18 protein-coding genes are annotated in these 20,500 nt (G+C 56.9%); 6 read left to right on the plus strand and 12 right to left on the minus strand.

Going from position 1 to position 20,500, the window contains the following annotated elements:
• Window positions 1-7 precede the first annotated feature (7 nt).
• The 7 genes from napB to aegA all read right to left on the minus strand — a co-directional run bounded on the left by napB (window position 8) and on the right by aegA (window position 7,588).
• Window positions 8-457, minus strand: coding sequence for a nitrate reductase cytochrome c-type subunit (gene napB, locus ACVV26_RS15870; protein WP_312982970.1), 450 nt, complete (start codon window positions 455-457; stop codon window positions 8-10).
• Window positions 454-1,317 carry a quinol dehydrogenase ferredoxin subunit NapH gene (gene napH / locus ACVV26_RS15875; protein ID WP_474798184.1) on the minus strand — a complete coding sequence of 288 codons (864 nt, stop codon included), beginning with the start codon at window positions 1,315-1,317 and terminating at the stop codon, window positions 454-456. Before napH ends, napB begins: the two co-directional genes overlap by 4 nt.
• On the minus strand, window positions 1,304-1,948 hold the full coding sequence (gene napG, locus ACVV26_RS15880) for a ferredoxin-type protein NapG (protein WP_474801876.1): 645 nt from the start codon (window positions 1,946-1,948) through the stop codon (window positions 1,304-1,306). Before napG ends, napH begins: the two co-directional genes overlap by 14 nt.
• A 56-nt stretch (window positions 1,949-2,004) precedes the next feature.
• Window positions 2,005-4,491, minus strand: a complete 2,487-nt coding sequence (gene napA, locus ACVV26_RS15885; RefSeq protein ID WP_474798185.1) for a nitrate reductase catalytic subunit NapA — start codon at window positions 4,489-4,491, stop codon at window positions 2,005-2,007.
• Window positions 4,488-4,751: a chaperone NapD gene (gene napD / locus ACVV26_RS15890; RefSeq protein WP_002463611.1), complete on the minus strand. Its 264-nt coding sequence runs from the start codon at window positions 4,749-4,751 to the stop codon at window positions 4,488-4,490. The genes napA and napD overlap by 4 nt, the downstream gene beginning before the upstream one ends.
• Window positions 4,744-5,229, minus strand: coding sequence for a ferredoxin-type protein NapF (gene napF / locus ACVV26_RS15895; RefSeq protein ID WP_474798186.1), 486 nt, complete (start codon window positions 5,227-5,229; stop codon window positions 4,744-4,746). Before napF ends, napD begins: the two co-directional genes overlap by 8 nt.
• A 373-nt stretch (window positions 5,230-5,602) precedes the next feature.
• Complete coding sequence (gene aegA, locus ACVV26_RS15900) at window positions 5,603-7,588, minus strand: formate-dependent uric acid utilization protein AegA (protein ID WP_474801878.1); 1,986 nt, start codon at window positions 7,586-7,588, stop codon at window positions 5,603-5,605.
• 310 nt (window positions 7,589-7,898) lie between these two features.
• Here aegA and narQ point away from each other — a divergent pair, with 310 nt between their 5' ends.
• The 3 genes from narQ (at window position 7,899) to acrD (ending at window position 13,550) form a co-directional block, all read left to right on the plus strand.
• Window positions 7,899-9,602: a nitrate/nitrite two-component system sensor histidine kinase NarQ gene (gene narQ, locus ACVV26_RS15905; RefSeq protein ID WP_474798187.1), complete on the plus strand. Its 1,704-nt coding sequence runs from the start codon at window positions 7,899-7,901 to the stop codon at window positions 9,600-9,602.
• Between the two features lie 35 nt (window positions 9,603-9,637).
• Complete coding sequence (gene narP, locus ACVV26_RS15910; protein ID WP_125294154.1) at window positions 9,638-10,282, plus strand: nitrate/nitrite response regulator protein NarP; 645 nt, start codon at window positions 9,638-9,640, stop codon at window positions 10,280-10,282.
• 151 nt (window positions 10,283-10,433) lie between these two features.
• Entirely contained in the window at window positions 10,434-13,550 is a 3,117-nt protein-coding gene (gene acrD / locus ACVV26_RS15915) for a multidrug efflux RND transporter permease AcrD (protein ID WP_474798188.1), read from the plus strand.
• A 106-nt stretch (window positions 13,551-13,656) separates the two neighbouring features.
• Here the strand turns inward: acrD and ypfM are convergent, their stop codons facing one another.
• Complete coding sequence (gene ypfM, locus ACVV26_RS15920; RefSeq protein ID WP_121497584.1) at window positions 13,657-13,716, minus strand: protein YpfM; 60 nt, start codon at window positions 13,714-13,716, stop codon at window positions 13,657-13,659.
• A 503-nt stretch (window positions 13,717-14,219) separates the two neighbouring features.
• On the opposite strand from ypfM, the gene ACVV26_RS15925 reads away from it, so the two are divergent.
• Genes ACVV26_RS15925 through ACVV26_RS15935 form a run of 3 tightly spaced genes read left to right on the plus strand, consistent with a single transcriptional unit; the run spans window position 14,220 to window position 15,923 of the window.
• Entirely contained in the window at window positions 14,220-14,576 is a 357-nt protein-coding gene (locus tag ACVV26_RS15925) for an ArsC family reductase (protein WP_474798189.1), read from the plus strand.
• A 4-nt stretch (window positions 14,577-14,580) separates the two neighbouring features.
• On the plus strand, window positions 14,581-15,708 hold the full coding sequence (gene dapE, locus ACVV26_RS15930; protein WP_474798191.1) for a succinyl-diaminopimelate desuccinylase: 1,128 nt from the start codon (window positions 14,581-14,583) through the stop codon (window positions 15,706-15,708).
• Window positions 15,709-15,731: 23 nt separating this feature from the next.
• Complete coding sequence (locus ACVV26_RS15935) at window positions 15,732-15,923, plus strand: YpfN family protein (RefSeq protein WP_312982961.1); 192 nt, start codon at window positions 15,732-15,734, stop codon at window positions 15,921-15,923.
• Between the two features lie 41 nt (window positions 15,924-15,964).
• On the opposite strand, the gene ypfH is transcribed toward ACVV26_RS15935, so the two are convergent.
• The 4 genes from ypfH to purC form a co-directional block, all read right to left on the minus strand.
• The gene (gene ypfH / locus ACVV26_RS15940; protein WP_474798192.1) at window positions 15,965-16,663 is read right to left on the minus strand and encodes an esterase; all 699 of its coding nucleotides are present in this window, start codon (window positions 16,661-16,663) and stop codon (window positions 15,965-15,967) included.
• Between the two features lie 72 nt (window positions 16,664-16,735).
• Window positions 16,736-18,760, minus strand: a complete 2,025-nt coding sequence (locus ACVV26_RS15945) for a tRNA(Met) cytidine acetyltransferase TmcA (RefSeq protein WP_474798194.1) — start codon at window positions 18,758-18,760, stop codon at window positions 16,736-16,738.
• 26 nt (window positions 18,761-18,786) lie between these two features.
• A complete protein-coding gene (gene ypfJ, locus ACVV26_RS15950) occupies window positions 18,787-19,650 on the minus strand; it encodes a KPN_02809 family neutral zinc metallopeptidase (RefSeq protein WP_312982958.1) in 864 nt (287 codons plus the stop codon).
• 132 nt (window positions 19,651-19,782) lie between these two features.
• Window positions 19,783-20,496: a phosphoribosylaminoimidazolesuccinocarboxamide synthase gene (gene purC / locus ACVV26_RS15955; RefSeq protein ID WP_474798195.1), complete on the minus strand. Its 714-nt coding sequence runs from the start codon at window positions 20,494-20,496 to the stop codon at window positions 19,783-19,785.
• Between the last annotated feature and the right edge of the window lie 4 nt (window positions 20,497-20,500).

A 20,500-nucleotide genomic window follows, 5' to 3' on the forward strand; every position in this document is an offset into this window, starting at 1 on the left:
TCATCCCTCACTGACCAAAGCCTTTCGAAGGCGTGAAGGTGTTTTCAATGATTGCCGGCGCGTCGGTTTGCGGCACATGGCATTGCAGGCAGAAATAACGACGCGGCGCTACACCAGAAAGCACTTTGCCGTCGCTGTCCATAAAGTGGGTCGGGCTGATACGCGGCGCGCCGGTAGTGCGATAATGCTCGACACCGTGGCATTGTAGGCAGCGGTTAGTATTGGTGGTGACCTGATACCCGTCCACGCTATGGGGGATCATTGGCGGCTGGTTTACGTAGTTCAGCGCCATTTTCTCTTGCTGTTTAGGCATACGTATGGAGCCCTCCTGCGTGCCCGACACTTCCGGCGACTGTTTAAAGTCGACCGAATCTGCCGCCCACGCCGCACCGCTTATTAACAGCATCAATGCGGTCATCCAGGGAAAGAATCCATTTTTCAGGACTTGGCTTTTCATGATTTTGCTCCCGAACTCCATCTTGTTGTCATTTTTAAAACCTTTTCAGCACAGACATCGACGCAACGACCGCAGGTCATGCAATCGCGATCCGAAATCTCTACCGGGCTTTCCTTATTCAGCACCGGCGACCGTAAAACCTGCGGCTCCGGGCAAACGTGAAAACAATCCATACAACGCGTACAACGTTCACGACCCGCCGCACTCACCGTAAAAACACCCTTCTGCCCCGCCAGCGCGTACATCGCGCCTACCGGGCACACGTGGCCGCACCAGCCGTGCTCCACCACCAGCAAATCGAACAGAAACAGCGCCAGCAGCAGCCAGATCCCCGCACCAAACCCGAAGATTAATCCGCGCCCCATCAGCGATACCGGGTTCACCCATTCCCACAGCAGCGAACCGGTGAGCGCACTGGCTAACAGCACCATCGCCAGAATCAGATAACGCAGCCAGCGCGGCAGCGTGGCGGACGGCGTGATGTCGAAGCGGCGGCGCAGCCAGGCAGCCAGATCGGTCAACGGATTCACCGGGCAGATCCAGCTACAAAACAGCCGTTTTCCCGCCAGGGCATACAGCGCCAGAATCAGCACGCCGCCAAGCAATGCCAGCACGCCGGGCAGATGACCGCTCAACAGGCTCTGGGCAATCATCAGCGGATCGCTTAACGGCACCGTATCCAGCAGCAGGCTGCTGCTGTAGTTGCCGCGTAAGATCCACACCCCGAACCACGGACCGCTCAGGAACAGCGCCAGCACCAGCAGTTGCGTCACGCGGCGCGCCATCAGCCAGCCGTAAGCGCCAAACACCCCTTTTACCGCCAGCGCATCGCGCCCGGCGTCCTGTTTACGATTTGCCATGGTTTCCCTCCAGCCAACCGAAACGGTAGTGATGCCCCAGCTCGCCGCGCGCCAAATCCAGCGGCAGCACCTTGATGGCGGCCTGTTCCAGCACGCAGGCTTTCTCGCATTTTCCGCAGCCGGTACAGGCATCGCTGTGCACCGTCGGCAAAAAACGCGCGTGTTTGCCGGTACGGGTATTGCGTTCCAGCTCCAGGGTGATGGCGGTGTCTATCGACGGGCAAACCCGGTAACAGACATCGCAACGCAATCCCTGGAAGTTAAGGCAGTTTTCCTGATCGAGCAGGACGGCGATCCCCATGCGCGCATCGTCAATCGAGGCGATCTCTTTATCCAACGCGCCGCTTGGGCAGGCTTTGGCACACGGAATGTCTTCACACATTTCGCACGGAATATCCCGCGCCACGAAGTACGGCGTTCCGGCCTCAGGGCCGGATGCCAGCGTCGCCAGCTTGAGCGTGTCGTAAGGACAGGCCTGGACGCATTGCCCGCAACGCACGCAGGCGCGGGAGAACCCCGGCTCGCCCAGCGCGCCTGGCGGGCGTAACCGCACCCCAGTGGCGTGGCTACGCTGCTGCCCAAGCCCCAGCACCACGGCGACGGCGGTCAATCCGCTCGCCGCCCGCGCCATATCGCGCAGGAAGCGGCGGCGAGCCGGTCGTGGTGCGTTTTCCCTGGCCACGGTGGTTACACCTTCTCAACCTTCACGGCGCACTTCTTGAAGTCCGTCTCTTTCGAGAGCGGGTCAGTGGCGTCGAGGGTCAATACGTTAACCAGCTGTGCGGCGTCGAAGAACGGCATGTACACCAGTCCCTGCGGCGGACGGTTACGTCCACGGGTTTCCACAATGGAAACCAACTCGCCGCGACGGGAAACGACTTTCACCTTGTCGCCGCGACGCAGGCCACGAGACTGCGCATCCAGCGGATGGATAAACAGCACGGCTTCCGGGAACGCGCGGTGCAGTTCCGGCACGCGGCGGGTCATACTGCCGGTGTGCCAGTGCTCCAGCACGCGGCCGGTGGACAACCACAGATCGTATTCTTTATCCGGCGCTTCTGCCGCAGGCTCGAACGGCAGCGCGAAGATCACCGCTTTACCATCCGGCTTGCCGTAGAATTTGTAGCCCTCGCCCGCTTTCACGTACGGGTCGTGGCCTTCGCTGTAGCGCCACTGGGTTTCTTTGCCGTCAACCACCGGCCAGCGCAGACCGCGCGCTTTGTGGTAATCGTCGAACGGCGCCAGGTCGTGACCGTGGCCGCGTCCGAAAGCGGCGTACTCTTCGAACAGACCTTTTTGCAGATAGAAGCCCAGCTCGCGGGATTCATCGTTCAGTTGATCTTCCGCCAGTTCGCTTACCGGGAATTTCTTGACGTTATCGTTCGCGAACAGGACGTCAAACAGGGTTTTGCCACGGTATTCCGGCTTCTGGGCCAGCAGCTCTTCCGGCCAGACTTCTTCGACTTTGAAGCGCTTAGCGAAAGTCACTAACTGCCACAGGTCGGATTTTGCTTCGCCCGGTGCCTGAACCTGCTGACGCCAGAACTGAGTGCGGCGTTCGGCGTTGCCGAAGGCCCCTTCTTTCTCAACCCACATGGCGGTCGGCAGGATCAAATCCGCTGCCAGCGCGCTCACGGTCGGGTACGGATCGGAGACGATGATAAAGTTGCGCGGATCGCGCCAGCCCGGCATACGCTCTTCATTGATGTTCGGCCCGGCCTGCATGTTGTTGTTACACATCACCCAGTAGACGTTCAGTTTGCCGTCTTTCAGCGCGCGGTCCTGCGCCACCGCGTGGAGACCGATTTTCGCCGGAATGGTACCGGTGGGGATCTGCCACATTTTTTCGGTGATATCGCGGTGTTTCTCGTTCGTCACTACCATGTCGGCAGGCAGACGGTGAGCAAAAGTACCCACTTCACGCGCAGTGCCGCAGGCGGATGGCTGGCCGGTCAGGGAGAACGGTCCACAGCCTGGCTGGGAGATTTTCCCGGTCAGCAGGTGGATGTTGTACACCAGGTTGTTGGCCCACACGCCGCGAGTGTGCTGGTTGAAGCCCATAGTCCAGTAAGAAATCACTTTCTTCTTCGGATCGGCATACAGCTGCGCCAGCGCTTCCAGTTGATCTTTCGGCACGCTGGTCATTTCGGCGGTTTTTTCGAGGGTATATTCCGCAACGAACGCTTTGTACTCGTCAAAGGTCATCGGTTCAGACGCATCAGAACCCGGATTTTTAGCCGCTTTTTCCAGCGGGTGGGTCGGACGCAGGCCGTAACCGATGTCCGTTGCGCCACGGCGCAGGTTGACGTGCTGTTTGAAGAACGACTCGTTAACCGCGTTATTTTGAATGATGTAGTTGGCGATGTAGTTAAGGATCGCCAGGTCGCTCTGCGGGGTAAAGACCATGCCGTTATCCGCCAGCTCGAAGCTGCGGTGCTGGAAGGTCGAGAGAACCGCGACGGTCACGTTCGGATCGGACAGACGACGGTTGGTGATGCGCGACCACAGGATCGGGTGCATCTCCGCCATATTCGAGCCCCACAACACGAATGCATCAGTTTGCTCGATGTCGTCGTAGCAGCCCATCGGCTCATCCATGCCAAAGGTACGCATAAAGCCAACCACCGCTGACGCCATGCAGTGACGCGCGTTCGGGTCGATGTTGTTGGTGCGCAGACCGGCTTTGAACAGTTTCGAGGCCGCATAGCCTTCCCACACGGTCCACTGGCCGGAACCGAACATGCCCACGGAATCCGGGCCTTTTTCCTTGATGGCGGTTTTGAATTTTTGTTCCATCACATCAAAAGCTTGTTCCCAACTGACCGGGGTAAACTCACCCTCTTTACTATACTGGCCGTCTTTCATGCGCAGCAGCGGCTGGGTCAACCGGTCTTTGCCGTACATGATCTTCGGCAGGAAGTAGCCTTTAATGCAGTTCAGCCCACGGTTGACCGGTGCGTCCGGGTCGCCCTGGCAGGCTACCATTTTGCCATTCTGGGTACCGACTAATACGCCGCAGCCGGTACCGCAGAAACGGCACGGGGCTTTATCCCATTTAATGGCATCTTGTTGTCCGACGACCGCCCGGGCCACGGACGGTACAGTGATGCCCGCTGCCGCAGCGGCCGCGGCGACGGCGTTAGCTTTCATAAAGCTACGACGACTGAGTTTCATGGTGTTTCCTCACCTTGCTCATCCTGCTGGTGGTAAACCAGCGACACCGCCAGCACGCCTGCGAGATTACGTGCCGACTCAATTCTTTCGATTAAGGCCGCGCTACTGGCGGCTTCCATCACAACCACCAGTTTCCCGGTGGCTTCTTCACTGGCTGCGACCTCGGTATTCGCCATGGCGTTGAGCAACTGCGTCACGCTTTCGGTGGCGTCAGGGCGCGTCTGGACGAATAAACTGGATACGTGCCATTCACTACTCATGACGACTCCTTAGGGTGATAGCTGAGACCGGACAGGCCGGAATACACGCCCCACAAGTGGTACACGAAGACACATCAGGTTCAGGACGGGCGATGCCGTTCAGCGTTGGGCGAAAACGTATCGCCTGAATTTCACAGGCGTCCTGACAACAGCGGCACTCCACCCGGCGGTGCGCCAGGCAGCGTTCGCTAATAGATAACTGGTAATCCCAGGGCGTTGCGCTTTGCGGTAAAAACAGCGTTTCCGGGCAATGGTCGGCGCAGGCGTAGCAAAATGTGCATTCCGCCTGGTCGAAATCCATTTTCGGGTAACCGCCCGCGCCAATAGTCAGGACGCGGGTCGGGCAGGCGGTAACGCATTGCTGGCAGCGGGTGCAGTGCTCGACGAAATGATCTTCGCCGCCACTCCAGGGCGGACGAAATTCGGGTGCGTGGGTACGCCAGCCCGTTAATAAACGTCGTCTCGACACTTCTGCCATTGGCAATCCTTGCAATCCAGTCGTACTTATAAAGAGGGTGTCCGCATTAACGATGCGGTTATAGGAGTGTGGTAACAATATGTGACAAGGGGTAGAGGGGGCATCACTCTAAGGGGGTAAATCCTGTTGTTGGATCAAGGATGAGGTGGGTTTGGGGCTGGGGGCGGCTTTTTGGTTGAAGCCAGAGGTATTTATTTGTTTGGTGGAAGGGTTCCGTTTCTTTTGTAAGGTGGAATTGTTCCGTTCGCTCAAACTAAGTTCAACTATGCAGCTTCAGTGACGGCGAACGTGTCAGGGACGCTCGCGTACACCTGCGCTTAAGATTGACTCAAAAGCCCAGGCGAACGGAACAATTCCACCGAACGGAACGTTCTCAATGGGCCACCTGCTCCTCCAACGCCAGATACTTCAAAATCCCCCTCGCCGCATGGCGCCCTTCCGCCATCGCCGTCACCACCAGATCCGCCCCGCGCACCGCATCGCCCCCTGCGAAAATCTTCGGATTGGTCGTCTGATACCGATACTCGCTCTCCACATTCGCCTGAATCCGACCCCAGTCGTCAAGCCTCACGCCCTGGGCTTCCAGCCACGGCATCGCATGAGGATGGAAGCCGAACGCCATCACCACCGCATCAGCGCGCATCACAAATTCACTGCCGGGGATCGGTTGCGGGCGGCGGCGGCCCTGGCTGTCTGGCTCACCCAGCGCGGTACGCAAAAACCGTACCCCGCAGGCCTTACCAGATTCATCCAGCACCACGTCCACTGGCTGCACGTTAAACTCAAACTGCGCCCCTTCTTCCCGCGCGTTTTTCACCTCTTTGCGCGAGCCGGGCATGTTTTTCTCATCGCGACGGTAGGCGCAGGTCACTTTCGCCGCCCCGTGGCGCAGCGAGGTGCGCACGCAGTCCATCGCGGTATCGCCACCGCCCAGCACCACCACCGCTTTACCCGCCATATCGACATACGGCTGGGTATCCAGTTCCGCCAGGCCCATCACCTGTTTGGTGTTGGCAATCAGGAACGGCAGCGCATCATACACGCCCGGCGCGTCTTCATTAGGCAAGTCGGCTTTCATTGAACGATAGGTGCCAACGCCGATAAATACCGCGTCGTACTCCTCCACCAGCGCGGCGAGCGGAATGTCTTTACCGATTTCGCAGTTCAACTGGAAGGTGATGCCCATCGACGTGAAGATTTCCCGCCGCCGCTGCATCAGGCTTTTATCCAGCTTGAAAGATGGAATGCCAAAGGTCAGCAAGCCGCCGATTTCCGGGTGCAGATCGTAAACCGTGGTTTGAACGCCGCTGCGCGCCAGTAAATCCGCGCACGCCAGCCCCGCCGGGCCCGCACCGATAATCGCCACCCGTCCCGCTTTCGGCTGTACGTGAGAGAGATCGGGCCGCCAGCCGCGGGCAAAGGCGCGGTCGGAAATATAGCGCTCGATATTACCGATGGTCACCGCGCCGTGCTCATCGCGTACCGTACAGGCCCCTTCGCACAGACGGTCCTGCGGGCAGACGCGCCCGGTGATTTCCGGCAGGCAGTTGGTTTGATGGGACAGTTCGACTGCTTCGCTTTCCCGGCCCTGCTTCACCAGCTCAATCCACTGCGGGATGTGGTTATGCAATGGGCATGTCCATTCGCAGATGCTGTGTTCGCCGCAGCTCAGGCAGCGTTCAGCCTCTGCGCCCGCCTGTTGTGCGCTGAACGGCAGGTAAATCTCATCGAAACCGGTTTTACGCTGCGCGAGGGGCAGTTTGTCCGGCTCGCCGCGTGGCGGTGTCGCCGCCATCTGACGCACTTTATCACCCACGTCCGGCACGCGGCGTAATGCCAACCCGCCGTGGGGCGACTGCGCTTCGCGACAGGCGGTGTCCACGCGGCGGCTGCGCGCCAGGCTCTGGAGCGACTCGCCGCCCACCACGCGCAGGGCATTAGACGGGCACTGCTCCACGCAGGCCGGACCAGCGTCGCGCTGATGGCACAGATCGCATTTATGGGCGTGAGTCGTAACGGTATCGTGCGGGCCGCACGCGCTTTCCACCATCTGCATTACGCCAAATGGGCAAGCCAGCATACAGGATTTGCAGCCGATGCATTTGCGCTCATCAAGCAGGATGCTCTGCTGGGTTTTGGTCAGCGCGCCGTTGGGGCAACTGCGCAGGCAGGGTGCGGATTCACAATGATGGCAGGTCACCGCATTGCGCAGGTTCCCTTGTTTCAACACGGTAATACGCGGGCGAAAAGCTGATGCCGTCAGCACGTGCTGCTCGTTATTATGTGCCATCACGCAAGCCACTTCACATGCATGGCATCCAATGCAGCGCGACGCATCTGCAAACACAAACCGGTTCATCATACTCACCCCGTCGATACTCGTATTGTTATAGGGGGTATTTCTTAACCAGTCTGGGGCGGCGGCGCAACGGGCGTTTGCACGAAAAGAGAACAAATTGCCCGGTATGCTGAACCAGATCAATTTATTTTGCTGAAATTGAAACCCCGTTTTGCTGAAATTTTTGTTATCAGGATGTCAGCAGTGTTTTAGCGGCTGGTTATAGATAGAAAAATGCTGCTAGCTGGCGCGAAAGTTTCCTGAAAGGCTGTTTCACGTCCCGTTAGATTCTGGTAGGTTGCGACCACCTTTGCAGTGAGGGAACAGATCGGTGATTGTTCAACGTCCGGTATCCACAAGCCTTGCACGCGCCTTTTTTTACATCATGCTGCTGTCGCTCTTGTCGACGGGCGTCGCCCTGCTGACCCTCGCCAGCAGCCTGCGCGATGCCGAAGCGGTGAATATCGCTGGTTCGCTACGGATGCAAAGCTACCGCCTCGGCTATGAGTTGCAGGCCAACGATCCGCAGCTTGAGAGCCATCGGCAGCAGTATGACACCGCGCTGAATTCGCCGGTGCTGATGTTGCTGAACCGCTGGTATGTGCCAGGCGAAGTGCGGGAGCGCTATGCGGCGCTGCACGAGAACTGGCAGGAGATGAACAACCGCCTGCTGGCGCGGGATCTGACCTGGTACCACAACAATATTTCCGGCTACGTGCACCAAATCGATCTGTTTGTTCTGGCCCTGCAACACTATGCCGAGCGGAAAGTAATCCTGGTGGTGTTGACCTCGCTGTTTGGCTTTATGGCGATTTTCACGCTGGTCTTCTTTACCCTGCGGCGCATTCGCCAGCAGGTGGTGGAACCGCTGAACAGCCTGGTGCACGCCAGCCGCAGCATAGAGCAGCAGCAGTTTGATTACCCGCCGCTCAATACCGAACTGGATAATGAACTGGGCCTGCTGGGCCGTTCCTTTACCCGCATGTCCGGCGAACTGCAAAAGCTGTATCGCTCGCTGGAAGAAAACGTGCGGGAAAAAACCCTGAGTTTACAGGAAGCCAACCGCATGCTCGGCGTGCTGTACCACTGCTCGCAGGCGCTGAACGTCAGCACTATCGACCAGCACTGTTTCCGGCGGATTTTACAAATTGTCCGCCAGCATGAAGCCATCGGCGCAATCGAGATGGAAGTCGGCAGCCACTGGCGGCTCAGCGAAGGCGCAAGCGAACTGATGGCCCCCTGGCATACGCTGCCGCTGGCGATGCAGGAAACCATTTTTGGCCAGTTGCGCTGGCAGTCGCAGGGGAAAAACCCTTCCCCGCAGTTAATGGAAAGCGTGGCGAATATGCTGGGGCGCGGGCTGTTCTTCAACCAGGCGCAAAAGCATTATCAACAGTTATTATTGATGGAAGAACGCGCTACTATTGCCCGGGAACTCCACGATTCGCTGGCGCAGGTGCTGTCGTTTTTACGCATCCAGTTGACGTTACTGAAACGCGCAGTGCCCCAGGAAAATGACAAAGCGCAGCAGATTATCAGCGATTTCGACCGCGCGCTGAACGACGCCTACCGTCAACTGCGCGAACTGCTGACCACGTTCCGCTTAACGCTGCAACAGGCAGATTTACCCTCGGCGTTGCAGGAGATGATCGAACCGCTGCGCGGCCAGACCGCCGCCGCGATCCATCTGGATTGCAAAATGTCGCCGCTGGCGCTGGACGCGCAACAGCAGGTGCATTTGCTGCAAATCGTGCGCGAAGCGGTGCTGAACGCCATTAAGCACGCCAACGCCAGCGAGATTTCCGTGAGCTGTTTGACCTCGCCGGACGGCAGTCATGCGGTCTATATCCGTGATAACGGAACCGGGATCGCCAGCCTTGATGAACCCGCCGGTCATTATGGGCTAAATATTATGCATGAACGTGCCGAAAGATTAGGTGGGGTGCTAACCATTTCGCGTCCGGTCAATGGCGGAACCATGATCGGCATCAGCTTTACCACACCCCAGACCATGTCTGACGTGGCAAACGTCTAATTACAATAATCACACCGTATTACAGGGAGACCAGGATGACGGAAAAACAACAGCACCAGGTATTGATTGTCGACGATCATCCGCTGATGCGCCGCGGGATTCGCCAACTACTGGAAATCGACGACAGCTTCAATGTGGTCGGTGAAGCCAGTAGCGGAACGGAAGCCATCAGTCTCGCTAATCGTCTTTCACCCGATGTCATCCTGCTGGATCTCAATATGAAAGGGCTGAGCGGCCTTGATACTCTGCATGCCCTGCGCCGTGATGGCGTCAGCGCGCGGATTATCGTGCTGACCGTCTCCGATGCCCGGAATGACGTGTATGCGCTGATCGACGCGGGCGCGGATGGCTATTTGCTGAAAGACAGCGATCCGGAAGAACTGCTGGCGGCGATCCGCCACGGCGCACTGCACGGCGACGCGTTTAGCGAGCAGGTGCGCGAATACTTAAATAATCGTAAAGATAGCGTAAAAAGCGACGATCCCTTTACCACGCTGACCGAGCGGGAACTGGATGTGTTGCAGGAAGTGGCGCGCGGCCAGTCGAATAAACAAATCGCTATGGTGCTGCATATTTCTGAAGAGACCGTAAAAGTCCATATTCGCAACCTGTTACGCAAACTTAACGTGCGTTCCCGGGTGGCGGCGACGGTGCTGTTTCTGGAAACTCGCGGGCTATAACGACCTTCGCAGGCTGGGCCTTCAGCCTGCAAAAACTGAATACTAATTTACACTATCTCCTCAATTTCTCCACGTTTGCCTCGGGGTTAGCGGATACAGTGAAGCGGCCCCTAATAATAACGTCGCGAAGCATTAAGAGGTTTTGACACACATGGCTAATTTTTTTATCGATCGCCCCATTTTTGCCTGGGTGCTGGCCATCATTTTGTGTCTTACTGGCACGTTAGCCATTTTTTCGTTACCTGTTGAGCAATATCCCGACCTGGCGCCGCCGAACGTGCGGATCACCGCTAACTACCCCGGCGCGTCGGCGCAAACCCTGGAAAATACCGTTACTCAGGTCATCGAGCAGAACATGACCGGCCTCGACAATCTGATGTATATGTCGTCGCAAAGCAGCGCGACCGGGCAAGCCTCGATTACGTTAAGTTTTGCCGCCGGGACCGACCCGGACGAAGCCGTCCAGCAGGTGCAAAACCAGTTGCAGTCGGCAATGCGTAAACTCCCCCAGGCGGTGCAGAACCAGGGGGTGACGGTGCGCAAAACCGGCGATACCAATATTCTGACCATCGCGTTTGTCTCTACCGACGGCAGCATGGATAAGCAGGATATTGCTGACTATGTCGCCAGTAATATTCAGGACCCGCTCAGCCGCGTGGATGGCGTGGGGGACATAGACGCCTACGGTTCGCCCTACTCCATGCGCATCTGGCTGGAGCCGGGCAAGCTGATCAGCTATCAGCTCACCACGCAGGATGTGGTGGACGCCATTGAATCCCAGAACAGCCAGATTGCCGTCGGCCAGTTGGGCGGCACGCCGTCGGTGGATAACCAGGCGCTGAATGCCACCATCAATGCCCAGTCGCTGCTGGAAACCCCGGAACAGTTCCGTGACATCACCCTGCGGGTCAATCAGGACGGCTCAGAAGTAAAACTCGGCGATGTCGCCGTGGTAGAGATGGGCGCGGAAAAGTATGATTACCTGAGCCGGTTTAACGGCAATGCGGCATCCGGCCTGGGGATCAAACTGGCCTCTGGTGCCAATGAAATGGCGACAGCGGAACTGGCGCTGAAAAAGCTCGATGAACTGGCCCAGTATTTTCCCCACGGGCTGGAATACAAAGTCGCTTATGAGACCACCTCGTTTGTTAAAGCCTCGATTGTCGATGTGGTGAAAACGCTGCTGGAAGCCATCGCGCTGGTGTTCCTGGTGATGTACCTGTTCCTGCAGAACTTTCGCGCCACGCTGATCCCGACTATCGCCGTTCCGGTAGTGTTAATGGGCACCTTTGCGGTGCTTTACGCCTTTGACTACAGCATCAACACCCTGACAATGTTCGCCATGGTGCTGGCTATCGGCCTGCTGGTAGACGACGCTATCGTGGTAGTGGAAAACGTCGAACGCATTATGAGCGAGGAAGGCTTATCCCCCAGGGAAGCCACGCGCAAATCGATGGGGCAGATCCAGGGCGCGCTGGTGGGGATCGCCATGGTGCTTTCCGCCGTGTTTATCCCGATGGCTTTTTTCGGCGGCACGACCGGCGCGATTTACCGGCAGTTCTCCATCACTATCGTTTCCGCCATGGTGCTCTCGGTGCTGGTGGCGATGATCCTCACCCCTGCCCTGTGCGCCACCATGCTAAAGCCGCTGCACAAAGGCGAGCATCACGGCCAGCGCGGCTTTTTCGGCTGGTTTAACCGGATGTTCAGCCGCAACGCGGCGCGCTATGAGCGCGGCGTGGGCAAAATTTTGCACCGCAGCGTGCGCTGGATGCTGATTTATGCGCTGTTGCTCGGCGGTATGGTGATTATCTTTTTACGGCTTCCGACCTCGTTTCTCCCGCTGGAAGACCGGGGGATGTTTATCACCTCGGTACAGTTGCCCAGCGGCGCGACCCAGCAGCAGACGCTGAAAGTGGTTCAGCAGGTGGAGCAGTATTTCTTCACCAAAGAGAAAGAGAACGTGATGTCGGTGTTTGCCACCGTGGGTTCCGGGCCGGGCGGCAACGGGCAAAATGTGGCGCGGATGTTTGTCCGTCTGAAAGACTGGGACGACCGCGACGCCAAAACCGGCAGTTCCTTCGCCATCATCGAACGCGCCACCAAAGCGTTTCAGGGCATCAAAGAAGCACGTGTATTTGCCAGCAGCCCGCCTGCGATTAGCGGCATGGGCAGTTCGGCGGGCTTTGATATGGAACTTCAGGATCACTCCGGGGCCGGTCACGATGCGCTGATGAAAGCGCGCGACCAACTGCTGGCGCTGGCCGGGGATAATCATCAGTTGACCCGGGTACGCCACAATGGCCTGGACGACAGCCCGCAGTTGCAGATTGATATCGACCAGCGTAAAGCCCAGGCGCTGGGCGTCTCCATTGACGACATCAATAACACCCTGCAAACCGCCTGGGGTTCCAGCTATGTGAACGACTTTATGGATCGCGGGCGCGTGAAAAAGGTCTACGTTCAGGCCGCCGCGAAATACCGCATGTTGCCGGAAGATATTAATCAGTGGTATGTGCGCAATAAAGACGGCGGGATGGTACCCTTCTCGGCGTTCGCGACCTCGCGCTGGGAAACCGGTTCGCCGCGCCTTGAGCGTTACAACGGCTATTCGGCGGTGGAGATTGTCGGCGAGGCCGCGCCGGGCGTCAGTACCGGTACTGCAATGGATATTATGGAGCAACTGGTAAAAGAACTGCCTGTCGGGTTCGGCGTGGAGTGGACGGCGATGTCCTATCAGGAACGGCTTTCCGGCGCGCAGGCTCCGGCGCTGTATGCCATCTCGCTGCTGGTGGTCTTCCTGTGCCTTGCGGCGCTGTATGAGAGCTGGTCGGTGCCGTTCTCCGTGATGCTGGTGGTGCCGCTGGGCGTGATCGGCGCGCTACTGGCGACCTGGATGCGCGGGCTAGAAAACGACGTCTATTTCCAGGTGGGGTTACTTACGGTGATTGGGCTATCGGCCAAGAACGCCATATTAATCGTCGAGTTTGCTAATGATATGAATGCGCGCGGTAAGGATCTGATAGCGGCTACGCTGGAAGCCTGTCACCAGCGTCTGCGCCCGATACTGATGACGTCGCTGGCATTTATCTTCGGCGTGTTGCCGATGGCAACCAGCAGCGGCGCGGGCTCCAGCAGCCAGCACGCCGTGGGCACCGGGGTGATGGGCGGCATGATTTCCGCTACCGTGTTGGCCATTTTCTTCGTGCCACTGTTTTTCGTGCTGGTAAGGCAGCGTTTCCCGCTGAAGGAACGTCAGGAAAAGTAAGAATTTTTGTTCAAAAAAAAGCGGCCTGAACAGGTCGCTTTTTTAGTGGGTTTACCCACGATTTATTATTCGAAGAACGTCGTGTTCTTGATTTCATACTGGATGGTTACTTACGCAGCATCCCATCAATAAAATCTTTCCAGTTCCCTAGTTCACGATCAATCATAATTACCTCTCTTATTATATTTCCATTATATGAAAATATATCTTCTTCTGCAGATATTTTAGCCAACTGCTTCACACTTCTTTTTTTGTATTCAGCGTTGTTGGAAAGTACTATGCCGCGTTTCTATTACATAAGTCGTGACAGACCGCAATATTTTGAAATTTGCTTTAAAATAAGAACTTACCCATAAAAAAGGTTACAAATCTGTGCAAAACCGGCGTGTTAGCGGCGCGGATGATAACAGACATTTTTCTTTTCCATCACACTTTTCACTGAAAAGATTAAACTACAATCATTGCGACGATAATCATTGCTTCTGTTAATATCTATCACCCGCAGTATACATTACGGTTATTATTCAGGATTTATTCATCGCCTGTGATAAGCTGTATATCGTCTGCACGATTAAAGCCGGACCGTTATATTACATGGCGCTTAATATTACCCTTTAATTATTCTAAAAATTTGATTTAATAAACTCCATTACTACAAAAGGACTCAATATGGTCATCCTGCATGGCATCAAAAATTGCGACACCATCAAAAAGGCACGCCGATGGTTAGAAAGTCATCAGATCGATTATCAGTTTCACGATTATCGCGTTGATGGGATTAATGCAGAAATGCTGCATAAGTTTGCCGATGAACTGGGTTGGGAAGCGCTGTTGAATACACGTGGCACCACCTGGCGCAAACTGGATGAATCCCGGCGTAACGCCGTAACCGACGCCGCGAGCGCAATTGACTTGATGGTTGAAATGCCTGCAATTATCAAACGCCCATTGCTCTGCGCGCCCGGTAAGCCTATGCTGCTGGGTTTCAATGAAACTCAGTATCAGCAGTATTTCAACGAGGTGTAGTGTTATGTCCTGCCCGGTTATTGAGCTGACACAGCAGCTTATTCGTCGCCCTTCTCTGAGCCCCGATGACGCGGGCTGCCAGGCGTTGCTCATCGAACGATTGGGCGCCATTGGTTTTACCGTCGAGTCGATGGATTTTGGCGACACCCAAAACTTCTGGGCATGGCGCGGTCAGGGCGAAACGCTGGCCTTCGCCGGGCATACCGATGTGGTGCCCGCTGGCGATGCCGACCGCTGGATCAATCCGCCGTTTGAACCCACTATCCGCGACGGCATGCTGTTTGGCCGCGGCGCGGCAGATATGAAAGGCTCCCTCGCCGCGATGGTTGTCGCAGCGGAGCGCTTTGTCGCCCAGCATCCGCGCCATAAAGGACGCCTCGCGTTTTTGATCACTTCCGATGAAGAAGCCAGCGCCAAAAACGGCACCGTCAAGGTGGTAGAAGAACTGATGGCGCGTAAAGAACGCCTGGATTACTGCCTGGTCGGCGAACCGTCCAGCACCGAAGTGGTAGGCGACGTGGTAAAAAATGGTCGTCGCGGCTCGTTAACCTGCAATCTAACCATTCACGGTGTTCAGGGCCATGTGGCCTATCCGCACCTGGCGGACAATCCGGTTCACCGCGCCGCGCCGATGCTGGCGGAGCTGGTGGGCATTGAGTGGGATCGCGGCAACGCCTTTTTCCCGCCGACCAGTATGCAGGTTGCCAATATCAAAGCTGGCACCGGCAGCAATAACGTGATCCCTGGCGATCTGTTTGTGCAGTTTAACTTCCGGTTCAGTACCGAGCTGACGGATGAGCTTATCAAACAGCGCGTGATCGAAATTCTCGATCGCCATCAACTGCGCTACAGCGTGGACTGGTGGCTATCCGGCCAGCCGTTCCTGACCTCACGCGGTAAACTGGTGGATGCGGTAGTGAATGCGGTTGCGCACTATAATGAAATCAAACCCCAACTGTTGACCACAGGCGGCACCTCTGACGGGCGTTTTATAGCACGGATGGGTGCGCAGGTTGTGGAGCTTGGGCCGGTTAACGCCACCATTCATAAAATCAATGAGTGCGTGAACGCCGCCGACCTGCAACTGCTGGCCCGCATGTATCAACGCATCATGGAGCAGCTCGTCGCCTGACGGGCCGTTTCGGGAGGAACTACATGGATTGGTTTGCGAAATATTGGTGGATACTGGTGCTGGTTTTTCTGGTTGGCGTACTGCTGAACGTCATCAAAGACCTTAAGCGCGTCGATCATAAGAAGTTTTTGAATAACCGGCCGGAACTGCCCCCGCACCGTGACTTCAACGATAAGTGGGACGATGAAGACGACTGGCCGAAGAAGAAGCCTTAATACGTCATGCTGAAATGAAAAACCCTCTTGCGAGGGTTTTTTTATATCATCTCAATAATATCGTCATCATTCGGCTTGCCGCCGCTGAGCGCCTCGTCGAAATAGCGCTTCGGCACGGTATAGCGCAGATGATCCAGCGCGGCCTGCATACTGCGTCCATCAATGGCATGGCCTAAATCCTCAATGACATCCAGCGTCACGTCACCGCCCGCTTGGGTCAGCGCCTCTTCAGCGTTGACGGCATGGGACAGTTCAATAACCCGGTCTTCATCACCGTGGATCAGGTGCACCGTAGTCGCGGTGGTCACTTTCTCTGGAAGTCGGGCAAAGCGCCCGTTAAACGCCACAACGCGTGAAACCAGGCCTGGCTGTGCCTTGATACTTTCCAGCGCCATAATCGCCCCCTGCGAGAAGCCGATAAGCGCTGTTGCGCCCGCATCCACACCGCTCTGCTGCTGCCAGTAGCGTACGGTTTCGATAAACAGCGGCATGATGTCGTCGATGCGCTGCTGACGGTTATCTTCGGTCACGCCAGCCACGGAAAACCACTGTCGGCCTGGCGCTGGTCCGCTCGGGTTGGGGCCGCCGATGCTGACAACCAACGCGTCAGGAAATAGCGGCGCGAAGTGGCGGCCAATTTCGCCCATGGAGACCGGATTATCGCCCACGCCATGAAATAGCAGCAGCAACTGTTTGGCGGGTGCGGCTGGGCTTTGAACAACAACGTGGTCATGATTCATGGCTATCTCCTTGGTTAGTAAAAGCAGTCTACGCCCGGGAAAAACAATGACCATGCCATTTCACTGAACAAGTCAGTGGAAAAATTGCAATTGCAAAACTTGGTTCTTTAACGCGTCGTGTCGGGCAGGGTCGAGCTGATATAACGCCTGCGACGTTTCCTGACGACATCGCGCCAGCAGCGCCTTGCGCCCGCTCAGACGCAGCATCTGGCACAGTGCCGGAACAGACTGGCGAACGTCGAGGCGGCCACGCAGCGCAGAAACGGGCAACTGGCTTGCAATAACCAGCCTGTTTACGCTTCCCAGACAGGTTTCCAGCGGACGATGGGCGAATGCGAATCCGCCAAGCTCAAGCCAGTCGTCATCATTAAGCGTAGTCGCCATCACGGTTTCTACAGGCAATTTTTCCTCAATCCAGGGTTGCAGGAAAGCCGCATCCCGCTCAAAACGCGCCCGTTCATTCTTCACCAGCGCCTCACCTGCCGGGGTGAGCGGCAGTAGGGCGATGGCGTTATAACAGCCGCTGCTGGCTTCCCGGTGGCTGCCAATGCGCACCAGCGTAAAACCGCATCGCTGCCAGAAGCGCCACAGGGTTTGGGTATAGCCGAAACTCACCGAAAGATAATCAATGTCTTTTACGTGGTGCACTCGCGCCCAATGGATTAACGCCTGGCCCAGCCCTTCACGCTGGCGGGCGGGATGCACAGCGATCCGGCTTATCCGCAGCCCGTTTAACGTTGCGGCTAACGGGCTGCCGCCGTGTGCCGCCAGGGATTGCGCCACCAGGTTGCCGCGCGGCCGACGATAGCCCGCCCACACCGCCTGGCTAAGTGCCGGGCTAAGCCCGCCCTCTTCCAGTAGCCACAGCGCCGCCGCGGTTTTGTCATCCACCGTTCCGGCGATAATCCGTTGGCCTGGCGCATCCATCATGCGGCGTAAATCGAGGGGGGAAGTGCGGTAGTGCGCGCCGCACAGCAGTTGATACACCGAGGCCATTTGCCCGGGATCGGTTTCCCAGTGATGTTGCTTCAGCGCGCTAAACTGCACTTTCCCCCGTGGCGCGCGGGTGAAATCCTCATCTTTAAACAGCAAGAGGGTATCCAGAACCCGTTCAAGCGGATCGTTATCCGCCCAGCGGATCGGATGCGACAAGGCGAATTGCTGAATGCCCGGCACCGCCGCGCAAAACTTAAGCATAAAACCGCGCCCGGTGCCTTCATAACCCTGAATCGTCGTCACCAGCAATACGCGCGGCCAGGCGGCAATCAGCGCGCTTAACAATGGGCCAGGGATGGCGGCGGCTTCATCGATAACCAGCCAGTCGGCTTGTGGAGCGTGCGCGGTCTGGATCAGTTCATATAGCGCATCCGGCGCAAAAAAATGAAATTTATCGGCGGCGTAGTGGGCCAGCACATTCGTGGCGGCGCGGGACGGCGCGGTCACGATGCAATTGCCCATACAGTTATTTATCAACATTCCGGCCAACGCCGATTTACCACGTCCGCGCGGCGCGGTTACCACGGCTACGCCGCTGTGCAAAGTCTGCAATGCCCGAAGGATGTCCGCCTGCTGGCGCAGCGGCGCGCCGTCTGCGGGATGCCAGTCGGGGCGCGGCAATGAAGGCATAAAATACACGGGCTGATGCTGATGCCAGCACACCACCTCACCGTCCTGCGAGAACGCACGTTGAAGACGGGAAATAAAATGCGGGGTGGCAATGCTGGAAGGACTGTCAGACCAGCGGCGGGAATCTTCATCCGGTGTTTGCGACCAGTGTTCCCAGGGGGGTGTCAGTAGCACCAGCCAGCTTCCGGCCTTCAACGTCCCGGCGACAATCGCCAGGGCTTCGACATCCAGCCCCTGTCTGGCATCAAAAACGGTATGCCCGAATTCACGGCCTAGCAGTGTACGAACGCGGGAGGTGGGAGAATGCAGCTCAAATAGCGGGTTTTCGCCCACCCACAGCCAGTGGGCGGGCAATGCCTCAGCAAGATCGGTAAGGATCGCGTTGCTCCAGTGGCTTTCGCCCGCCAGCACCAGCAACCGACGAATACCCGCTCGCGCCATCGCAGCAGTAATAGCGATCAACGAATCCATACCGGCTTCCTTGCTGAATGCGTCAGTTAAAGCTTATTGCCAAAGGTATTACACTGTGCCGGATCGCCACTGTCAAAGCCGCGTTTAAACCAGGTGTAACGCTGTTCAGACGTCCCGTGGGTGAAGCTGTCCGGGATCACGCGCCCCTGGCTTTGCTGTTGCAGGCGATCGTCGCCAATCGCCTCCGCCGCGTTCAGGGCTTCCTGCAAATCTCCCGCTTCCAGCACGCCCTGCTGCTGCATGCTGTGGCCCCAGACGCCAGCGAAGCAGTCGGCCTGAAGTTCCATACGCACGGAGAGACGGTTCACTTCCGCTTCAGAAGCGTTACGCTGCATTTCGCGAACTTTCGGCTCAATGCCCATCAGCTTCTGCACATGGTGCCCCACTTCATGGGCAATCACATAGCCCTGCGCGAAATCGCCTTCCGCACCCAGCTTACTGTTCATGTCGTCATAGAAAGAGAGGTCGATATAGACGGTGCTGTCTGCCGGGCAATAAAACGGCCCCATTACTGACTGCCCGGTGCCGCAACCGGTGCGGGTCGCGCCGCGATACATCACCAGTTTGGGTTGCTGATAAGTGCGGCCCTGACGCTCGAAAATCTGGCCCCAGGTATCCTCAGTCGTTGCCAGAATGACTGAAGTGAATTTGGCTGCTTCATCCTCATTGGGGCTGATAGAACGGCTGGTTTGTTGAGAGACGGGTTGCCCGCCAGTTAACAGCGAGGTGAGATCCACCCCATAGAAACTGGCAATCACCACGATCACCAGCAGGACGACGCCGCCTTTGCCGCCGGGTAAACGAAAACCACCGCCGCCCATCATCGGGCCACGGGATTCGCCACGTCTGTCATCGATATTGTCGCTGCCGCGACGCCCTTGCCAACGCATGAAACACCTCGAACTTTTATAATAATATTGACTGATCGTAGGCGGTTAACGGACGGATTTCCATAAGAAAAGGGAGCCAGATCGACAAGGGCACGTTAATACGTGCCCCTTAAGCGGTAAACGATTGCGCGGTTAGTCTACATTTACGCCCAGACGACGAGCAACTTCTTCATACGCTTCAATCAGTCCGCCCAGGCTCTGGCGGAAACGGTCTTTGTCCATTTTGTCCATGGTGTTTTTATCCCACAGGCGGCTGCCGTCCGGGGAAAACTCGTCGCCCAGCACCACTTCACCTTTGAACAGGCCGAATTCAAGTTTGAAATCTACCAGGATCAGGCCCGCATCGTCAAACAGCTTTTTCAGCACGTCGTTGGCTTTGTAGGTCAGCTCTTTCATGCGCGCCAGATTTTCTTTATTCACCCAGCCGAAGGTTTCGCAGTAGGACTCGTTGACCATCGGATCGTGCATGGCGTCGTTTTTCAGGAACATGTCGAACAGCGGCGGATTCAGTTCGATACCTTCTTCGATACCCAGGCGCTTCACCAGAGAGCCTGCCGCACGGTTGCGCACCACGCATTCTACCGGCACCATCTCCAGTTTTTTCACCAGGCATTCGGTATCGGAGAGCAGCGCTTCCATTTGGGTCGGGATGCCCGCTTCTTCCAGTTTGGTCATAATGAAATGGTTGAACTTATTGTTCACCATGCCTTTACGATCGAACTGTTCAATGCGCGCGCCGTCTCCTGCTGACGTATCGTTACGGAATTCGAGCACCAACAGATCGGGGTTCTCCGTGCTGTAAACGGTTTTCGCTTTGCCGCGATACAACTCAGCTTGCTTTTGCATCTTT

The sequence above is a fragment of the Atlantibacter sp. MEI4A-1023 genome, from assembly GCF_056155425.1.